Below are 16,679 nucleotides of genomic sequence, written 5' to 3'. Positions count from 1 at the left end.
TGAGCCATGATCAAACTCTTCAATTTAAAAGTTTGATGCTCAATGAATTAAACTTCGTAATGAATTACGTGTTCACTCGTTGAGACTTGGTATTCATTTTTCGTCCGAGGACGTTAAGAATCCATGTCACTTTGAGTGCCCACACAGATTGTCTGATAAATTGTTAAAGAGCAGTTGCGACGCGCTTCAGCGCTCTGTCGCGAGGTGGCGTATATTACGCTTTCCTCTTTCAGAGTCAACCCTGATTTTCAGGATTTTTCTCTTCAACCGACCGGGTTGTTTGTGAAGTGATTCACATCCGCCGTGTCGATGGAGGCGCATTATAGGGAGTTCCCGAGCGACCGCAACAGAAAAGTTGCAAAAAAATGACTGACTGCTGTATTCCCCAGCAAAACCCCGCTTTATACCTTTTTACGCACAGACTTATCCACAATTCATTGACGATCCCGGTGTGATCCAGCGATTTGAACACTATACTAGCGGCAAATATTTCTCTCGCGGGTCAACCTCATGACGACACAACGACTTCAACGTGACTGGCGTCTTCCAACCGCCGGGCTCGCCGTGCTGGTGTTACTTATGGCAGGTTTTGCACTGCATGCGCACTGGAATGCTTTTATTCAGTGGTGCCTCGCCACCCAGATCACCCTGCACCGATATCTGGTGATGTATCTGCTGCAACTTAATAATCATCAGTACAGCGGTGGGCTGTGGTTGTTAACCGGTGCGTTTCTTTATGGTGTACTCCATGCTGTTGGTCCTGGGCACGGCAAATTCATCGTCACCACGTATCTCACCACCAATAAAGAGAGCCAGCTCGCGGCGCGCGTCGTACCGTTTATCGGTAGCCTGATGCAGGGCATCAGCGCGATCGTCTTTGTCTTTATCCTGGCGGTTGGATTGAACCTCGCGTCAGGGGATATCAGCACCAGCCGTTGGTACGTCGAGAAAATCAGCGCCCTACTGATTGCCGCCTTCGGTGCGTTTATCATTTATCAGGCGCTCAGCAGCCTGCGTCCACGCAAAATGGCGATTAGCGCCATCAAGCCACTTCACCCGCATAATGAACATTGTGGCTGCGGCCATCACGGCGTAGGGGTGGATCTGACTAAAAGCGACTGGAAAACCCGTCTGGGCGTGGTGCTGGCCATTGGCGCACGCCCGTGCAGCGGGGCAATTATGATCCTGATGTTCTCGAATGCGCTCGGCATTATTAGCTGGGGGATGGCTGCTGTGATGATAATGTCGCTGGGCACGGCGCTGTCGATTATGGGGCTGTCGCTGGCAGTACGTCACGCGCGTGAACGCACAGTAGCCTGGTTTGGCGGCGGCACTTCCCTGAACTGGGTAATGCCGATGGTCAAAATTGCCGGAGGGGTTGTTCTGATAGTGTTTGCAACTATTCTGTTCCTGACGGTGATCCCCGTCAGCGCTGGCGGCGACTATATCGCCGCAGGATGCTAATAAAAATAAACCCGCCAGCGGCGGGTTTTATTATCATTCGTTAATTCGTGGATGCTGATCAACAAGGCGAGAACGTTTTTTCTGGAGCGCCTCAATCTCTGCGTCAATATCTTCAATCTTCTGCTCTACATTATCGTAGTGCTCCCGCAGGATCTCTTTCGCTTCCTGAATATCAGACGCCGCAGGCGTTGCCCCTTTCAGGGGACGATTCGCCGTCTCCTTCATGGTAATACCGGTAATCAGGCCGACCACCGCAATGACCATCAGATAGTAAGCAGGCATCATCAGGTTCTGCGTGCTCTCCACCAGAGAGGCAGCAAGCGTCGGCGTCAGGCCCGCAATCAGAACGGAGATATTAAAGGCTGCCGCCAGCGCACTGTAGCGAATATGCGTTGGGAACATTGCCGGCAGCGTAGAAGCCATCACCCCGATGAAGCAGTTGAGGATCACCGCCAGCATCAGCAGACCGGCGAAAATCAGCCCCAGCACATTGCTGTTAATCAGAATAAAGGCCGGGATGGCCAGTGCGAACAGGGCAACGCTGCCGAGAATAATGAATGGCTTACGGCCAAAGCGGTCGCTCAGCAGCCCCATAATCGGCTGCACAAACAACATACCAACCATGATGGCGATAATAATCAGCACGCCGTGGTCTTCCGAGTAGTGCAGGTTATGCGACAGGTAGCTCGGCATGTAGGTCAACAGCATGTAATAGGTGACGTTGGTGGAAATCACCAGACCAATACAGGTCAGCAGGCTGCGCCAGTGTTTGGTCGCAATCTCCTTGAACGACACTTTCGGGCCATCCTGTAACCCTTCGCGGTCACCCTGCTCGAGCTTATCAACGTGCTGCTGGAACGCAGGCGTCTCTTCCAGGGCGTGACGCAGGTAAAGACCAATGATGCCCAGCGGCAGCGCCAGGAAGAACGGAATACGCCAGCCCCAGTCAAGGAAATTCTCTTCACCTACTACGGTTGAGATCAGAACTACAACCCCCGCGCCCATGACGAATCCGGCAATCGAGCCAAAGTCCAGCCAGCTGCCCATGAAGCCGCGTTTACGGTCCGGAGAATATTCGGCAACAAAAATCGATGCGCCGGTATATTCACCGCCAACCGAGAAGCCCTGCGCCATCTTACAGATTAACAGCAGAATCGGCGCCCATATACCAATGGTCGCATAGGATGGAATAAGGCCGATACAGAATGTACTTATCGACATGATGACAATGGTAATAGCCAGTATCTTCTGGCGGCCATATTTATCACCCAGCATGCCGAAGAAAAGACCACCGAGAGGGCGAATCAGGAAGGGAACGGAGAACGTACCCAGCGCGGCAATCATCTGCAAGCTGGGATCGGCACCGGGGAAGAACACTTTACCAAGTGCATAGGCCACAAAGCCGTAAACACCAAAATCGAACCACTCCATCGCATTACCGAGCGAGGCCGCTGTTATCGCTTTGCGCAGTTTCGCGTCATCAATAATGGTGACATCGCGCAGCGTGATGGGTTTAACTTTTTTCCTTCTAAGCATAGCTTTCCTCATAGACTCAGCCCCGTCCGTTTCACAGCGCAGTTTGCAGGCTGTGAACCAGAAATTCGCTCCATGCGAATCTCCTTATTCAAGCGTAGCAGGTTTACTTACATTGACGTTTTATCTCAATACAACCGAACCTGTTGACGCCTGTCTGGGCAGTTAAAGACCTTTTTACCCTACCAGCGTTTATATATGTGATCAACTTCACATATATTTCCCTGTTCGTAAGTTGCCTTCAACTTTTGTCAATTCCTGATAAATAAGGTCATTCTCAATACCCCTTTCCTTGCTGATTTTAACGCCCGTTATCATTCCCCTGAAAACAAAAAACAGTCACATTTCTTCACACCAAATTTACACAAAATTTAATTATTTACAGTGAAAAATCTTGTTTGCATTCAATATGTGACGAAGATAACTAAAACACTGTTTTATTTTCATTGAATCGCAATTCCAAAGATCGCATGATAAATCCGAACACGATATCCAAGCGGCTTTCAAATGAAAGAAGACTGAACGTCTAAATTTCGCTTTACAGCATAAGTAACGAATCGATTAGTTCCGCAAAAAGACAATCCATTGAATTTGCGGATCTAATTCTTGAGATTTCCGCCAGCCACGCGGGCGAGATGTGAGGGTTAATGATGAAAATTAAAGCTACAATAGAACGCATCCCTGGCGGGATGATGCTGGTCCCGCTGGTGCTAGGTGCAATATTAAATACGCTGGCTCCGAATACCGGAGCTTATTTTGGCGGTTTTACGAAAGGTATGATTACCGGAACGGTACCCATTCTGGCCGTCTGGTTCTTTTGCATCGGCGCGTCTATTAACTTGCGTGCAACAGGTACGGTATTACGTAAATCAGGGACGCTGGTCATTACTAAAATTGCGGTCGCCTGGGTTGTTGCCATGATCTGCGCGATGTTCATTCCGGAGAATGGAATTCAGACCGGTTTCTTCGCCGGATTATCCGTTCTGGCCATTGTCTCAGCAATGGATATGACCAACGGCGGTCTCTATGCCAGCCTGATGAATCAATATGGCACCAAAGAAGAATCGGGCGCGTTCGTGCTGATGTCTCTGGAGTCGGGTCCGCTGATGACCATGTTGATTCTGGGTTCTGCCGGCCTCGCCTCCTTTGAACCTCACCACTTTGTCGGGGCGATCCTGCCGTTCCTGATTGGTTTTGCGCTGGGCAATCTCGATCACGATCTGCGCGATTTCTTCAGCAAAGCCACCCCGGTACTGATCCCGTTTTTCGGCTTCGCGTTGGGCAATACCATCAACCTTAACGTGATTCTGGAAACCGGCCTGCTGGGTATCGTTCTGGGTGTTGCCGTCATCGTCATTACGGGTATTCCGCTGATTATTGCAGACCGCGTCATCGGGGGCGGCAACGGAACCGCAGGTGTAGCCGCTTCTTCGGCCGCAGGCGCTGCGGTAGCCAATCCTGTGATTATCGCCCAAATTAACCCGGCCTTTGAACCCGTGGCCGCTTCCGCCACGGCTCTGGTTGCCGCCAGCGTGATTGTGACGGCAATTCTGGTCCCCATCATCACGGCACTGTACGCCAGACGCTTTGGGCATGTGCCTGAGCCACGGACAGAACCTGAAGCGGTAGAAATGCACCATTAACCTGTTCGCCCCCTCCTTAAAAAGAGGGGGCAATCACGCACCAAACATCTCTTCTACCATGCCATCCACCAGCCGTTTTGCCGAACAGAGTCTCGGCATCCCCAGCGCGACCGTTTGCCAGCTCTGCGTCACTGACCAGCTCACTGGATGCTTATCCGCCTGACACCAGTCCCCCAGCCAGCCCAGCATATCTTTATAATCAATCAGACCGGGAGAAGCGGGCGCCGTCAGCCACTGATGGTAAAAATGCCGGGTGGTGGGAGAAGCATTAATCCCCTGTGCCAGATAGTTTGCGGCCATGCTGCGCAGATTATCTTTCAACATGGCCGCCACATCGCTATTCGCCAGACGACAGGCATCGCCAAACGCCCCCCAGCGCAACTCTTCCAGCACGATAAAGCAGCGTCCAGCCAGCGACCAGCCGTCATACTGCCCGGCTCGCCAGCGGGTAAAAATTTGCTCGCTGTGCTCCCCTGCCTGAACCGTAAGCCCGCGCTGAGCGAGCGCTTTCTCTTTATAAGCGGCACGCTGGTTGAAATGAGCGGAGAGCGCTTCATACTGTTGCAACAATCCTGGAGGTTGAGGGATGCGTGGATTAACCTGCTGGCGCAGGGCTACCAGCTTGTCGGCCATACGCGTCAGCGCAAGGTGTCCAGGGTCAAGCATCCCGGCCAGTTTCTCCGCCAGACCCAGCCGTAGAGCTGCATTTTCGTTGAGCATTCCCGCCATGGCCCACGGCCGCAGCCGGGTCTGCGTAATGATCTCCTGCGTCAAACGCTCACGAAATTGCAGTTGTTGTGGCCCCTGGAGGGAGTGTCGTGCAGCATCTGCCCCCTGAACCAGGTCGACCATAAATTTTGGATGAATACACTCCAGCGTCCGCCCGGGACCGTCCAGTAGCTGTGTTGTCATGGTTGCTCTGCCGCGAATAAGGTTTGAATATCATCGCGTAACAGTCGGGTATCTTCCTGAATCCACGCCGCAGTGGTCATACTTTGCTTCAACAACTGGCTGAGCGCCCGGGTTGAATGCGCATTCTGCTGCCGCACGGCAAGGCTATCACGCAAGCTTTCCTGTAAACCGGTCAGGCACAACGAAAACTCTGCAAAAAACGTTGCCATACCTGCCGTAACAGAGACATCGACCTGCGCGGCCAAAGCTTTACGAATTTGATCGCAAAACTGATCGGTATGTTGCGTAAATTTGCCATGAAGCTGCGCGATGTCGATAACATAGCGTGTGCGCTTCACTACGTACTCTTCCCAGCCCCAGCCGGGATTATTGAGCCAGCGCGAGACGGTATCACGTACGCTGCCCGTTCCTGCTGGCTGACTGGCAGGAGGGGTGTCCTGCACAATGGCATCATTAAATAAGCCGCGCGTATTGAAATTAAGCTGGTTTGCCTGGAACGCCGGGAAGCTAATCCGCGCCTGAAATCCGGCATGACTGAGCTGTTCCTTAATTCGCGTCTCGATGGGGCGCATCGCCTCATTCAACGATCGGGCAAGCGTAGACTCCAGTTGATCGAAGCGTAACGCCAGCTCCCGGCCAATTCTGCTCTGCGCATTCAGCAAAATTTGTTCGCATGATGATCGGAGCTTGCTCAGGACAATCTGCGCCTGCCCTTCATCGTTAAGCACCAGCTGCTGGATTTCATCCGCGTCGTCTGCACGTAAACTGGATGGCTCGTGCCCTGCTATATCAAGAAGAAACGGGCGGCTAAAAATGTCGCCCAGCGCCTGGTGAAGTTCACCTTTCTGGCGAAGCAGGAATGCGTCCGTTGCGTTGAGCGCCTCTTCAACTTCATGCTGGACCTCATCGCTCACCACGCTCTGCCGCTGACGCAGCATCGTCATATCTTCTTCCAGGCGCGCAATATTCAGCTCCAGCTCATCAAAAGCGACCGTCAGTCCCTGATGGCGAAAATCCAGGTATTCTCTGGCATTTTGCGCATAGTTCAGCAGCTTATGTGATGCCGACCGCAGAGCGAACAGCGAGGCGTTGGCGTAAGCCGCGTAAATCAGTTTGCGAATGGGCTGTTCGAAAAGCGAATCCTCCCACAGCAGATCCGCCGCATGGCGAATATGGTCAATATCGTCGAGGTCGGCCGTTCGCCAGCGGCGGCCCAGCGCAGCCTCGGCAAAATCTTGAACCCAACGCTGATCCTGATGATCGGGAAGGCGGCCATGAACGTCCATCTCGTAGCGGGCGCGGTTTGCAAGATAAGCCCACATGGAAGAAACCGGATAAATTTGCCCCGGAGAAATATTCCCTTTCATCAGCGTGCCGGAAATCATCGCCCGCACCTGCTCTTCATCGTCGCTGTTACGATCTTTCTGGTCGAATTTATTGACCAGGGCATAAAGCGGCACGGATTTCCCCGCTGCCGAAATTGCCTGACGAACCTCAGCATCAGAAATAGATTTAAGCTGGGTATAGTCCATCACCGCCAGCACGGCGGAGGCGCGCGCCAGCTGCTCGCTGAGCATTTTTTGCAGGTGCGGCTGGCCGGCCTCGTTCGGCCCCGGCGTGTCGAGCAACGTCAGTTGACCCAGGTGCGCGTCCAGACCGGCGAGATGCACAAACTCCACCTCAATCACCGGAATATGTTCAATCGCGGCATACTCAGAGAACGGAAACTCCACGCCCAGCGCCTGAGAAAGCCGCACCAGATCGTTCAGGCTTTTCAGACAATGAAAGATAGGTTCCGCGCCCAGGTGATGTTTTTCAAACGCCTCACCCCTTTCGATACGCTCCAGCAGCGTATTCATGTCCTTATCTATTTCCAGACGCCGCGCCAGCTTGCCGCGATCTTTTTCGCCCAGTTTTTTCTGCAATTGGGCAATCAGGGTATCAATGGGCGCAACGTGCAAAAAATGCAGCACCGGCTCCTTCTGGCCCGGCGTATGGCGGATCAGCGTGGGGAGCGCCGTCATCGGACGATTGCGGTTCGGCAGCACTTCAGTGCCCACAATCGCATTAATGGTGGTCGATTTTCCCGCTTTCATGGTACCCACAATCGCCAGTACCATTTCGAGCCGGGTTATTTTGCGTAATTCGTTATTCAGCATCGCCTGCTGAGCATCAACACCCCGCGCGCTAAAATGTAATGGCAAAACGTTGTTATTAACGCCGCTTATGGCAGCGGCTGTGCTATCCAGCTTTGCAATCGGCATCGATTTTAAGGAATCAAGATTGTTCAGTGCGAGCTGTAACAAACGTTCAGCTTCCTGGCTTAATTCAAAGATGGTCTGTGTGTGCATGATAAAAGCCTTCCCCTAACGCAAATTTATTACTTTTATTAAGCCACGATGTTTTAATTATACTTTTCAGGCTTATATGATCACGTATGGAAAACATGTTCATTTAATACAACTAACTGAAGATTATAAGAATTTAAAAAACCACTCTCGAAATACGCGTAAAACACACCCTGGCCAGAAAGCCAAAAGTGAATAGGCAAAACGCATTTTCAGGAAACAACAGGATATATCATCGTTATTTACCCCACCAAAAAAGAGAGGTATTCCCTGGCATCAAAAGATGTATGTCGTCAGAGAGGATAGATAAATAACGGCTTGTTCCTTCACCTTATCCGAAATGGCACATCGTAGCAATTTGCCGTAATAAAATATTCGATACATTTAGCATGATTACGATCTCTGTCGATCCGGACATGCGCCCCCCTTAATTCACTGACAGTTTGTGTCATTGCTTGCGCATTTATGCGCTATGTTTATAAAACAATCTCACCGACAACAGTGTGGATTTGCGGTATACTCGCTGCCTTTTTCGGCACACTGCCGTCATTTAGCTGGCGTTTTCCAGCGTGTTAACACTTTTGAGGATACCAACATGCAACTTCCCCACTGCCCGAAATGCAATTCTGAATATACTTATGAAGACAATGGCATGTTCATTTGCCCGGAATGCGCCCATGAATGGAACGATGCGGAGCCTGCGCAGGACAGCGATACGCCGATCGTGAAAGACGCCAACGGCAACCTGCTGGCAGACGGCGACAGCGTTACCGTTGTGAAAGACCTGAAGGTAAAAGGCAGCTCCTCCATGCTGAAGATCGGCACAAAAGTCAAAAATATCCGTCTGGTTGAAGGCGATCATAATATCGACTGCAAAATAGACGGCTTCGGTCCGATGAAACTGAAATCTGAGTTCGTGAAAAAGAACTGATTGACCCGCCCGGTGACGCTTCGCTTACCGGGCGTTCGGGAACTACACTTAACGGGCTTTTCTTACGTGAGGTAAAGATTATGCCGTTAAGTCCCTACATCTCTTTCGCCGGCAACTGTGCAGAGGCTACGGCCTTCTATCAGCAGGCCGTCGGCGCAGAACTCCTCTACAAAATCACCTTCGGCGAAATGCCAAAAGACGAAAACAGCGAAGAAGGCTGTCCGTCAGGCATGAACTTCCCGGATTCCGCCATTGCCCACGCTAACGTCCGCATTGCTGGCAGCGATATCATGATGAGCGACGGTCTGCCACCCGGCAGCAGCGCGCAGTACGCGGGCTTCACGCTGGTGCTCGACACGCAGGACGTAGATGAAGGCAAACGCTGGTTCGACAACCTCTCTGATGGCGGCAATGTCGAAATGGCCTGGCAGGAGACTTTCTGGGCGCACGGATTCGGTAAAGTTACCGACAAATACGGTGTGCCGTGGATGATTAACGTCGTTAAGCAGCAGCACTAATTTTTGGGCGGTGGGCGGTTCGCCTCCGCCTGTCATCAAATCCCCCTCAACTCTTCAAACTCCCGCAACCTACTCTTAACCTGAATGTCATATTGATGCGCCAGCATGAGGCCACATTTATCGTGAGGCCCAGCACATGCACACTGTCATTCGCGTCGAGAAACTGAGCAAAACCTTCCATCACAACAAGGCGCTGCATGCCGTTGATCTGACCGTCCAGCAGGGCGAAATGGTGGCGCTGCTGGGGCCGTCTGGTTCAGGTAAATCCACCCTTCTTCGTCACTTGAGCGGCCTGATTACCTGTGACAAAACGCCGGAAAGCCGCGTCGAACTGCTGGGTAACACCGTGCAACATGCGGGGCGTCTGGCGAGCGATATTCGCAAAAGCCGTGCCCAGACGGGTTATATCTTTCAGCAGTTCAACCTGGTGAACCGCCTGACCGTGCTCGAGAACGTACTGATTGGCGCGCTCGGCAGTACCCCGTTCTGGCGCACCTGCCTGCGCTGGTTCTCCCCATCCCAAAAGCAAGAAGCCTTACAGGCGCTGACCCGCGTCGGCATGGCGCATTTCGCCCACCAGCGCGTCTCCACGCTCTCCGGCGGACAGCAGCAGCGCGTCGCCATCGCCCGCGCCCTGATGCAGAAAGCCAAAATCATTCTGGCCGATGAACCTATCGCCTCGCTGGATCCGGAATCCGCCCGCATCGTGATGGAAACCCTGCGCGACATTAATCAGAACGACGGCATTACCGTGGTGGTGACGCTGCATCAGGTGGATTACGCCCTGCGCTACTGCGAGCGCATTGTTGCCCTGCGTCAGGGCCATGTGTTCTTCGACGGCGCAAGCCACCAGTTTGATAACGAACGTTTCGATCATCTCTACCGCAGCGTAAACCGCGTCGAAGAGCGCGCGCAGGCTGCATAACTCCCCATAACGAGGAATGGAAATGAACTACAAAGCCGTTGCCGCGCTGGCCTTTACCAGCATGTTCAGCATCAGCACCCTGTTAAGCCCGGCGTATGCGGAAGAGCAGGAAAAAGCGCTGAACTTCGGCATTATTTCGACGGAATCACAGCAAAACCTGAAGCCGCAGTGGGAACCGTTCCTGAAAGATATGGAGACCAAACTGGGGATCAAAGTGAATGCGTTCTTCGCCCCGGACTACGCGGGCATCATCCAGGGAATGCGCTTCAACAAAGTGGATATCGCATGGTATGGCAATCTCTCTGCGATGGAAGCAGTGGATCGTGCCAACGGTCAGGTGTTTGCACAGACCGTTGCGGCAGACGGCTCCCCGGGCTACTGGAGCGTGCTGATCGTCAACAAAGACAGTCCGATCAACAACCTCAACGACATGCTCGCCAAACGCAAAGATCTGACCTTTGGTAACGGCGACCCGAACTCCACCTCCGGCTTCCTCGTCCCTGGCTACTACGTCTTCGCGAAAAACAACGCCTCCGCCAGCGACTTCAAACGCACGGTCAACGCCAGCCATGAAACCAACGCCCTGGCCGTGGCGAACAAGCAGGTGGATGTTGCCACCAACAACACCGAAAACCTCGACAAGCTGAAAACGTCCGCGCCGGACAAGCTGAAAGAACTGAAGGTGATCTGGAAATCGCCGCTGATCCCGGGCGATCCAATCGTCTGGCGTAAAAACCTCTCCGAGAGCACCAAAGACAAGGTGTACGACTTCTTCATGAACTACGGCAAAACGCCGGAAGAGAAAGCGGTTCTGGAGAAACTGGGCTGGGCACCGTTCCGCGCGTCCAGCGATTTGCAGCTGGTACCGATTCGCCAGCTGGCGCTGTTCAAGCAGATGCAGGGCGTGAAGAACAACAAGGGTCTGAAGGAAGAAGAGAAAACCAGCAAAGTGTCGGAAATTCAGGCGCAGCTGGACGATCTCGACCGCCTGACCGCCGCGCTCGGCGCCATGACCAGCGTGAATAAAGCGGTGCAGTAGTTTCTTTTCCCCCTCTCCCCGTGGGAGAGGGCCGGGGTGAGGGCATCAGCGCGCACATTACCCCCTCACCCTCTCCCTCAAGGGAGAGGGAATTAAAATCAAAGGAGCCAACATGCAAACCATCACCCTCCCGCCGCCGAAGCGCAGCTGGTTCTCGCTCATCAGCTGGGCCATCCTGCTGGCGGTGCTGGTTATCTCCTGGAAGGGCGCGGAAATGGATCCGCTGCTGCTCTTCAAAGATTCCGGCAACATGGCCACCTTCGCTGCCGACTTCTTCCCACCGGATTTCAGCCAGTGGCAGGACTATCTCAGCGAAATGGCCATTACCCTGCAAATTGCCGTCTGGGGCACCGCCCTTGCCGTCATTCTCTCCATTCCGTTTGGCCTGATGAGCGCGGAAAACATCGTGCCGTGGTGGGTTTACCAGCCGATGCGCCGCCTGATGGATGCCTGCCGCGCCATCAACGAAATGGTCTTTGCGATGCTGTTCGTGGTGGCCGTGGGTCTGGGTCCGTTCGCGGGCGTCATGGCGCTGTTCATCCACACCACCGGGGTGCTCTCCAAGCTGCTTTCGGAAGCGGTCGAAGCCATTGAACCCGGCCCGGTGGAAGGTATCCGCGCCACCGGCGCCAACAAAATCGAAGAGATCCTCTACGGCGTCCTGCCGCAGGTCATGCCGCTGCTGATCTCCTACTCGCTTTACCGCTTTGAGTCCAACGTTCGCTCCGCCACCGTCGTCGGCATGGTCGGTGCAGGCGGGATCGGCGTCACCCTGTGGGAAGCGATTCGCGGTTTCCAGTTCCAGCAAACCTGCGCGCTGATGGTGCTTATCATCATCACCGTCAGCCTGCTGGATTTCCTCTCTCAACGTTTGCGTAAGCACTTCATATGAGAAGCGAGGCTTTAATTTGTATGCACTTATCCAGACATCCGACCAGTTACCCGACCCGCTGGCAAGAGATTGCGGCAAAGCTCGAAGTGGAGCTGCGCACGCACTACCGCTGCGGAGACTACCTGCCCGCCGAGCAACAGCTTGCAGATCGCTATGAAGTGAATCGCCACACCCTGCGCCGCGCCATAGACCAGCTGGTCGAGCGCGGCTGGGTGCAGCGCCGTCAGGGCGTGGGCGTGCTGGTGCTGATGCGCCCGTTCGACTATCCGCTCAATGCCCAGGCGCGCTTTAGTCAAAACCTGCTGGATCAGGGCAGCCATCCCACCAGCGAAAAGCTGCTGTCTGTCCTGCGCCCGGCCTCCCGCCACGTGGCGGACGCGCTGGGGATTCAGGAGGGCGACAACGTCGTTCACCTGCGCACGTTGCGCCGGGTGAACGGCGTGGCGGTCTGTCAGATCGACCACTACTTCGCGGACCTCGCCCTCTGGCCCGTGCTGCAACATTTCGCCAGCGGTTCCCTGCATGATTTTCTTGTGGACGCGACGGGTATCGCGCTCAAACGCACCCAGACGCGCATCAGCGCCCGCCGCGCACAGGCGAAAGAGAGCAAGGTGCTGGAGATCCCCAACATGGCCCCGCTGCTCTGCGTGCGCACCCTCAACCACCGTGACGGCGACGTCAACGCAACGGAATACTCCGTCAGCCTGACCCGCGCCGACATGATTGAATTTACCATGGAGCACTGAATGCACTTCGACACCTCCACTCGTCAGCGCTGGATGCGCGTGCTGGCCCAAAGCCAGCCTGATGCGCTGGCTGCCCGCATGAACGCGCTCGGCCTGACGCCGGACTACGACACGATCCGCGCGCCGGAGATCGGCCTGGTGCAGATCCAGGCACGCATGGGCGGCACCGGCGAGCGCTTCTTCGCCGGCGATGCCACCCTCACCCGCGCGGTGATCCGCCTGAAAAGCGGCACGCTGGGCTACGGCTACGTACTTGGGCGCAACAAAACGCACGCCGAGCGCTGCGCAGCGATCGACGCGCTTTTACAGGAACAGCCTCATTTTCAGACGTTAATGGAAACCCTTATTGCCCCGCTGGAAGCTGACCGCGCCGCACGCCTTGCCGCGCGTCAGGCCGAAGTGAATACCAGCCGGGTCGACTTCTTTACGCTCGTTCGCGGAGACAACGCATGACGCTTCAACCTGCTTTTACCCTGGCCGTCCAGGATGCCCAACAGAGTTTCCGTCGCCTGCTGAAAGCCATGAGCGAGCCGGGCGTGATTGTCTCCCTGCATCAGCTTTCACAGGGCTGGCTGCCGCTGAACCTCGCCTCTACCAGCGTGCTGCTGACGCTGGCGGACAACGACACCCCGGTGTGGCTGTCAGGCACATTGCTGAACGATATCGCCAGCCAGAACCTGCGTTTTCACACCGGTGCCCCGCTGGTTGAGCAACCTCGACAGGCGGTCTTCGCCGTGGCCGACGAACAGATCAGCCACGAGCAGCTTAACGCTCTGAGCGAAGGCAGCGCCGTCGCACCGGAAACCAGCGCTACTCTGATTTTGCAGGTCTCCAGCCTGAGCGGCGGCCGCATGCTTCGCCTGACGGGCGCAGGCATCGCCGACGAACGGATGGTCGCGCCCCAGTTGCCGGAATGCATCATTCACGAGCTGACCGAGCGCCCGCACCCTTTCCCGCTCGGTATCGACCTGATCCTGACCTGTGGCGAACGCCTGCTGGCGATCCCGCGAACCACTCACGTGGAGGTGTGCTGATGTACGTTGCCGTTAAAGGGGGCGAGAAGGCGATCGCCGCTGCCCATGCCTTGCAGGAGCACAGACGCCGGGGTGAAGAAGCGCTTCCCGAGCTAAGCGTCGCCCAGATTGAACAGCAGTTAAACCTGGCCGTCGACCGCGTGATGACCGAAGGCGGCATCGCGGATCGCGAGCTGGCGGCGCTGGCGCTGAAACAGGCCAGCGGCGATAACGTGGAGGCCATCTTCCTGCTGCGCGCTTACCGCACTACGCTTGCGAAGCTGGCGGTAAGCGAGCCGATGAATACGGCGGAAATGCGATTAGAGCGCCGTATTTCTGCGGTGTACAAAGATATTCCTGGGGGCCAGCTGCTTGGTCCGACCTACGACTACACCCATCGCCTGCTGGACTTTACGCTGCTGGCGAACGGTGAAACACCCCAGCTCAGCGCCTCTGACGCTGAACAAGACGCCTCTCCGCACGTCTTTAGCCTGCTGGCAAACCAGGGGCTGGCAAAGGCGGAAGAGGACACCGGCAGCACTCCGGATGACATCACCCGCACGCCGCCAGTCTATCCCTGTTCGCGTTCATCCCGCCTGCAACAGCTTATGCGCGGCGACGAAGGGTATCTGCTGGCGCTGGCCTACTCCACGCAGCGCGGCTATGGGCGTAACCACCCATTCGCGGCAGAGATCCGCAGCGGTTATCTCGACATCGAAATCGTGCCGGAAGAGCTGGGCTTTGCGGTGAACGTCGGCGAAATGCTGATGACAGAGTGTGAAATGGTCAACGGTTTTGTCGCGCCAGAGAATGAAGACCCGCACTTTACCCGAGGCTATGGGCTGGTGTACGGCCTGAGCGAGCGAAAGGCGATGGCGATGGCGCTGGTTGACCGTGCGCTCCAGGCACCGGACTACGGCGAGCCAGTCTCCGGCCCGGCACAGGACGAAGAGTTCGTGCTGGCCCACGCGGATAACGTTGAGGCCGCCGGCTTTGTCTCGCACCTCAAGCTGCCGCACTACGTCGATTTCCAGGCCGAACTGGAACTGCTGAAACGCCTGCAACGGGAGCGCGCCAATGGCTAACTTAAGCGGCTACAACTTTGCCTATCTGGATGAGCAAACGAAACGCATGATCCGCCGTGCCATCCTTAAGGCTGTGGCGATCCCCGGCTATCAGGTGCCGTTCGGTGGTCGTGAAATGCCGATGCCCTACGGCTGGGGCACCGGCGGCATTCAGCTCACCGCCAGCGTGATTGGCGAAGCAGACGTGCTGAAGGTCATCGACCAGGGGGCGGACGACACCACCAACGCCGTGTCGATCCGCAACTTTTTTAAGCGCGTAACCGGCGTCAACACCACTGAAAAAACCGAAGACGCGACGCTGATCCAGACCCGTCACCGCATTCCGGAGACCCCGCTGACTGAAGATCAGATTTTGATTTTCCAGGTGCCGATCCCGGAGCCGCTGCGCTTTATCGAGCCGCGGGAAACCGAAACCCGCACCATGCACGCCCTCGAAGAGTACGGGATCATGCAGGTCAAACTGTATGAGGACATCGCCCGCTTCGGCCATATCGCCACCACCTACGCCTACCCGGTGAAAGTGAACGGCCGCTACGTGATGGATCCGTCGCCGATCCCGAAATTTGATAACCCGAAAATGGACATGATGCCCGCGCTGCAACTCTTTGGTGCCGGACGGGAAAAACGCATCTACGCCGTTCCGCCGTATACCCGTGTGGAGAGCCTGGATTTCGACGATCACCCGTTTACGGTACAGGAGTGGGACGAGCCGTGCGCCATCTGCGGCTCGAAACATAGCTATCTGGATGAAGTGGTGCTGGACGACTCGGGCAAACGGATGTTTGTCTGCTCCGACACTGATTACTGCCGCCAACAGAGCGAGGCGAACAGCCAATGAAACCGCTGCTTTCGGTTAACAATCTGACTCACCTTTACGCGCCGGGCAAAGGCTTCAGCGACGTGTCGTTCGAGCTGTGGCCAGGCGAAGTGCTGGGCATTGTCGGCGAGTCCGGCTCCGGTAAAACCACCCTGCTGAAATCCATCTCCGCGCGCCTGACGCCGCAGAACGGCGACATTTTGTATGAGGGCATGTCGCTATATGGCATGAGTGAAGCCGAGCGCCGCCGCCTGCTGCGCACCGAGTGGGGCGTGGTGCACCAGCACCCCATGGACGGCCTGCGCCGCCACGTCTCAGCGGGAGGCAATATCGGCGAGCGGCTGATGGCCACCGGCGCGCGCCACTACGGCAACATCCGCACCACCGCGCAGCACTGGCTGGAAGAAGTTGAAATTCCCGCCTCGCGCATCGACGACCTGCCGACCACCTTCTCCGGCGGCATGCAGCAGCGTTTACAGATTGCCCGCAATCTCGTTACCCATCCGAAGCTGGTGTTTATGGACGAACCGACTGGCGGGCTGGACGTCTCCGTGCAGGCACGCCTGCTCGACCTGCTGCGCGGCCTGGTGGTGGAGCTGAACCTGGCGGTGGTGATTGTCACCCATGATTTAGGCGTTGCGCGCCTGCTGGCGGACCGTCTGCTGGTAATGAAGCAGGGCCGGGTGGTGGAAAGTGGGCTAACCGACCGCGTACTCGACGATCCCCATCATCCGTACACCCAGCTGCTGGTGTCATCCGTATTGCAGAATTGAGGTTGTGTTGCCGGGTGGCGGCTACGCCTTACCCGGCCTA

At 55.6% G+C, this 16,679-nt stretch carries 16 protein-coding genes; 13 read left to right on the top strand and 3 right to left on the bottom strand.

Features of this window, described 5'->3' with window-relative positions; translation table 11 throughout:
* Positions 1–510: 510 nt before the first annotated feature.
* Positions 511–1,464, top strand: a complete 954-nt coding sequence (locus G6Q29_RS20435) for a nickel/cobalt transporter (RefSeq protein WP_165466934.1) — start codon at positions 511–513, stop codon at positions 1,462–1,464.
* A 33-nt stretch (positions 1,465–1,497) separates the two neighbouring features.
* Here G6Q29_RS20435 and proP read toward each other — a convergent pair whose 3' ends face one another.
* Complete coding sequence (gene proP, locus G6Q29_RS20430; RefSeq protein ID WP_165466933.1) at positions 1,498–3,000, bottom strand: glycine betaine/L-proline transporter ProP; 1,503 nt, start codon at positions 2,998–3,000, stop codon at positions 1,498–1,500.
* A 647-nt stretch (positions 3,001–3,647) separates the two neighbouring features.
* Here proP and kdgT point away from each other — a divergent pair.
* On the top strand, positions 3,648–4,640 hold the full coding sequence (gene kdgT / locus G6Q29_RS20425) for a 2-keto-3-deoxygluconate transporter (protein ID WP_165466932.1): 993 nt from the start codon (positions 3,648–3,650) through the stop codon (positions 4,638–4,640).
* A 33-nt stretch (positions 4,641–4,673) separates the two neighbouring features.
* Here the strand turns inward: kdgT and G6Q29_RS20420 are convergent, their stop codons facing one another.
* Together G6Q29_RS20420 and crfC are read right to left on the bottom strand one after the other, a co-directional pair.
* Complete coding sequence (locus G6Q29_RS20420; RefSeq protein WP_165466931.1) at positions 4,674–5,552, bottom strand: diguanylate cyclase regulator RdcB family protein; 879 nt, start codon at positions 5,550–5,552, stop codon at positions 4,674–4,676.
* Positions 5,549–7,903 carry a clamp-binding protein CrfC gene (gene crfC / locus G6Q29_RS20415; protein WP_165466930.1) on the bottom strand — a complete coding sequence of 785 codons (2,355 nt, stop codon included), beginning with the start codon at positions 7,901–7,903 and terminating at the stop codon, positions 5,549–5,551. The genes G6Q29_RS20420 and crfC overlap by 4 nt, the downstream gene beginning before the upstream one ends.
* A 592-nt stretch (positions 7,904–8,495) precedes the next feature.
* Between crfC and G6Q29_RS20410 the strand changes: the two genes are divergently transcribed.
* The 11 genes from G6Q29_RS20410 to phnK all read left to right on the top strand — a co-directional run bounded on the left by G6Q29_RS20410 (position 8,496) and on the right by phnK (position 16,639).
* Entirely contained in the window at positions 8,496–8,831 is a 336-nt protein-coding gene (locus G6Q29_RS20410; RefSeq protein WP_165466929.1) for a zinc ribbon domain-containing protein YjdM, read from the top strand.
* An 80-nt stretch (positions 8,832–8,911) separates the two neighbouring features.
* A complete protein-coding gene (gene yjdN, locus G6Q29_RS20405) occupies positions 8,912–9,349 on the top strand; it encodes a VOC family metalloprotein YjdN (protein WP_165466928.1) in 438 nt (145 codons plus the stop codon).
* Positions 9,350–9,485: 136 nt separating this feature from the next.
* On the top strand, positions 9,486–10,274 hold the full coding sequence (gene phnC, locus G6Q29_RS20400; RefSeq protein WP_165466927.1) for a phosphonate ABC transporter ATP-binding protein: 789 nt from the start codon (positions 9,486–9,488) through the stop codon (positions 10,272–10,274).
* 22 nt (positions 10,275–10,296) lie between these two features.
* Positions 10,297–11,313 (top strand): phosphonate ABC transporter substrate-binding protein, encoded by a 1,017-nt coding sequence (gene phnD, locus G6Q29_RS20395; RefSeq protein ID WP_165466926.1) that lies wholly within the window; start codon positions 10,297–10,299, stop codon positions 11,311–11,313.
* Between the two features lie 112 nt (positions 11,314–11,425).
* Positions 11,426–12,205, top strand: a complete 780-nt coding sequence (phnE, locus tag G6Q29_RS20390) for a phosphonate ABC transporter, permease protein PhnE (RefSeq protein WP_045135405.1) — start codon at positions 11,426–11,428, stop codon at positions 12,203–12,205.
* Between the two features lie 20 nt (positions 12,206–12,225).
* Positions 12,226–12,951 carry a phosphonate metabolism transcriptional regulator PhnF gene (gene phnF, locus G6Q29_RS20385; RefSeq protein ID WP_165466925.1) on the top strand — a complete coding sequence of 242 codons (726 nt, stop codon included), beginning with the start codon at positions 12,226–12,228 and terminating at the stop codon, positions 12,949–12,951.
* Positions 12,952–13,404 (top strand): phosphonate C-P lyase system protein PhnG, encoded by a 453-nt coding sequence (gene phnG / locus G6Q29_RS20380; protein ID WP_165466924.1) that lies wholly within the window; start codon positions 12,952–12,954, stop codon positions 13,402–13,404.
* On the top strand, positions 13,401–13,985 hold the full coding sequence (phnH, locus tag G6Q29_RS20375) for a phosphonate C-P lyase system protein PhnH (RefSeq protein ID WP_165466923.1): 585 nt from the start codon (positions 13,401–13,403) through the stop codon (positions 13,983–13,985). Before phnG ends, phnH begins: the two co-directional genes overlap by 4 nt.
* Entirely contained in the window at positions 13,985–15,049 is a 1,065-nt protein-coding gene (locus G6Q29_RS20370) for a carbon-phosphorus lyase complex subunit PhnI (RefSeq protein ID WP_165466922.1), read from the top strand. The genes phnH and G6Q29_RS20370 overlap by 1 nt, the downstream gene beginning before the upstream one ends.
* Positions 15,042–15,887, top strand: coding sequence for an alpha-D-ribose 1-methylphosphonate 5-phosphate C-P-lyase PhnJ (phnJ, locus tag G6Q29_RS20365; RefSeq protein ID WP_165466921.1), 846 nt, complete (start codon positions 15,042–15,044; stop codon positions 15,885–15,887). The genes G6Q29_RS20370 and phnJ overlap by 8 nt, the downstream gene beginning before the upstream one ends.
* A complete protein-coding gene (phnK, locus tag G6Q29_RS20360) occupies positions 15,884–16,639 on the top strand; it encodes a phosphonate C-P lyase system protein PhnK (RefSeq protein ID WP_165466920.1) in 756 nt (251 codons plus the stop codon). Before phnJ ends, phnK begins: the two co-directional genes overlap by 4 nt.
* The last annotated feature ends 40 nt before the right edge of the window (positions 16,640–16,679 follow it).

Origin of the sequence: Enterobacter cloacae (assembly GCF_011078175.1) — a bacterium.
GTDB lineage: Bacteria > Pseudomonadota > Gammaproteobacteria > Enterobacterales > Enterobacteriaceae > Enterobacter > Enterobacter cloacae_Q.
The sequence above is the reverse complement of the archived record's forward strand: the minus strand, read 5'-3'. Positions and strand labels throughout refer to the sequence as shown.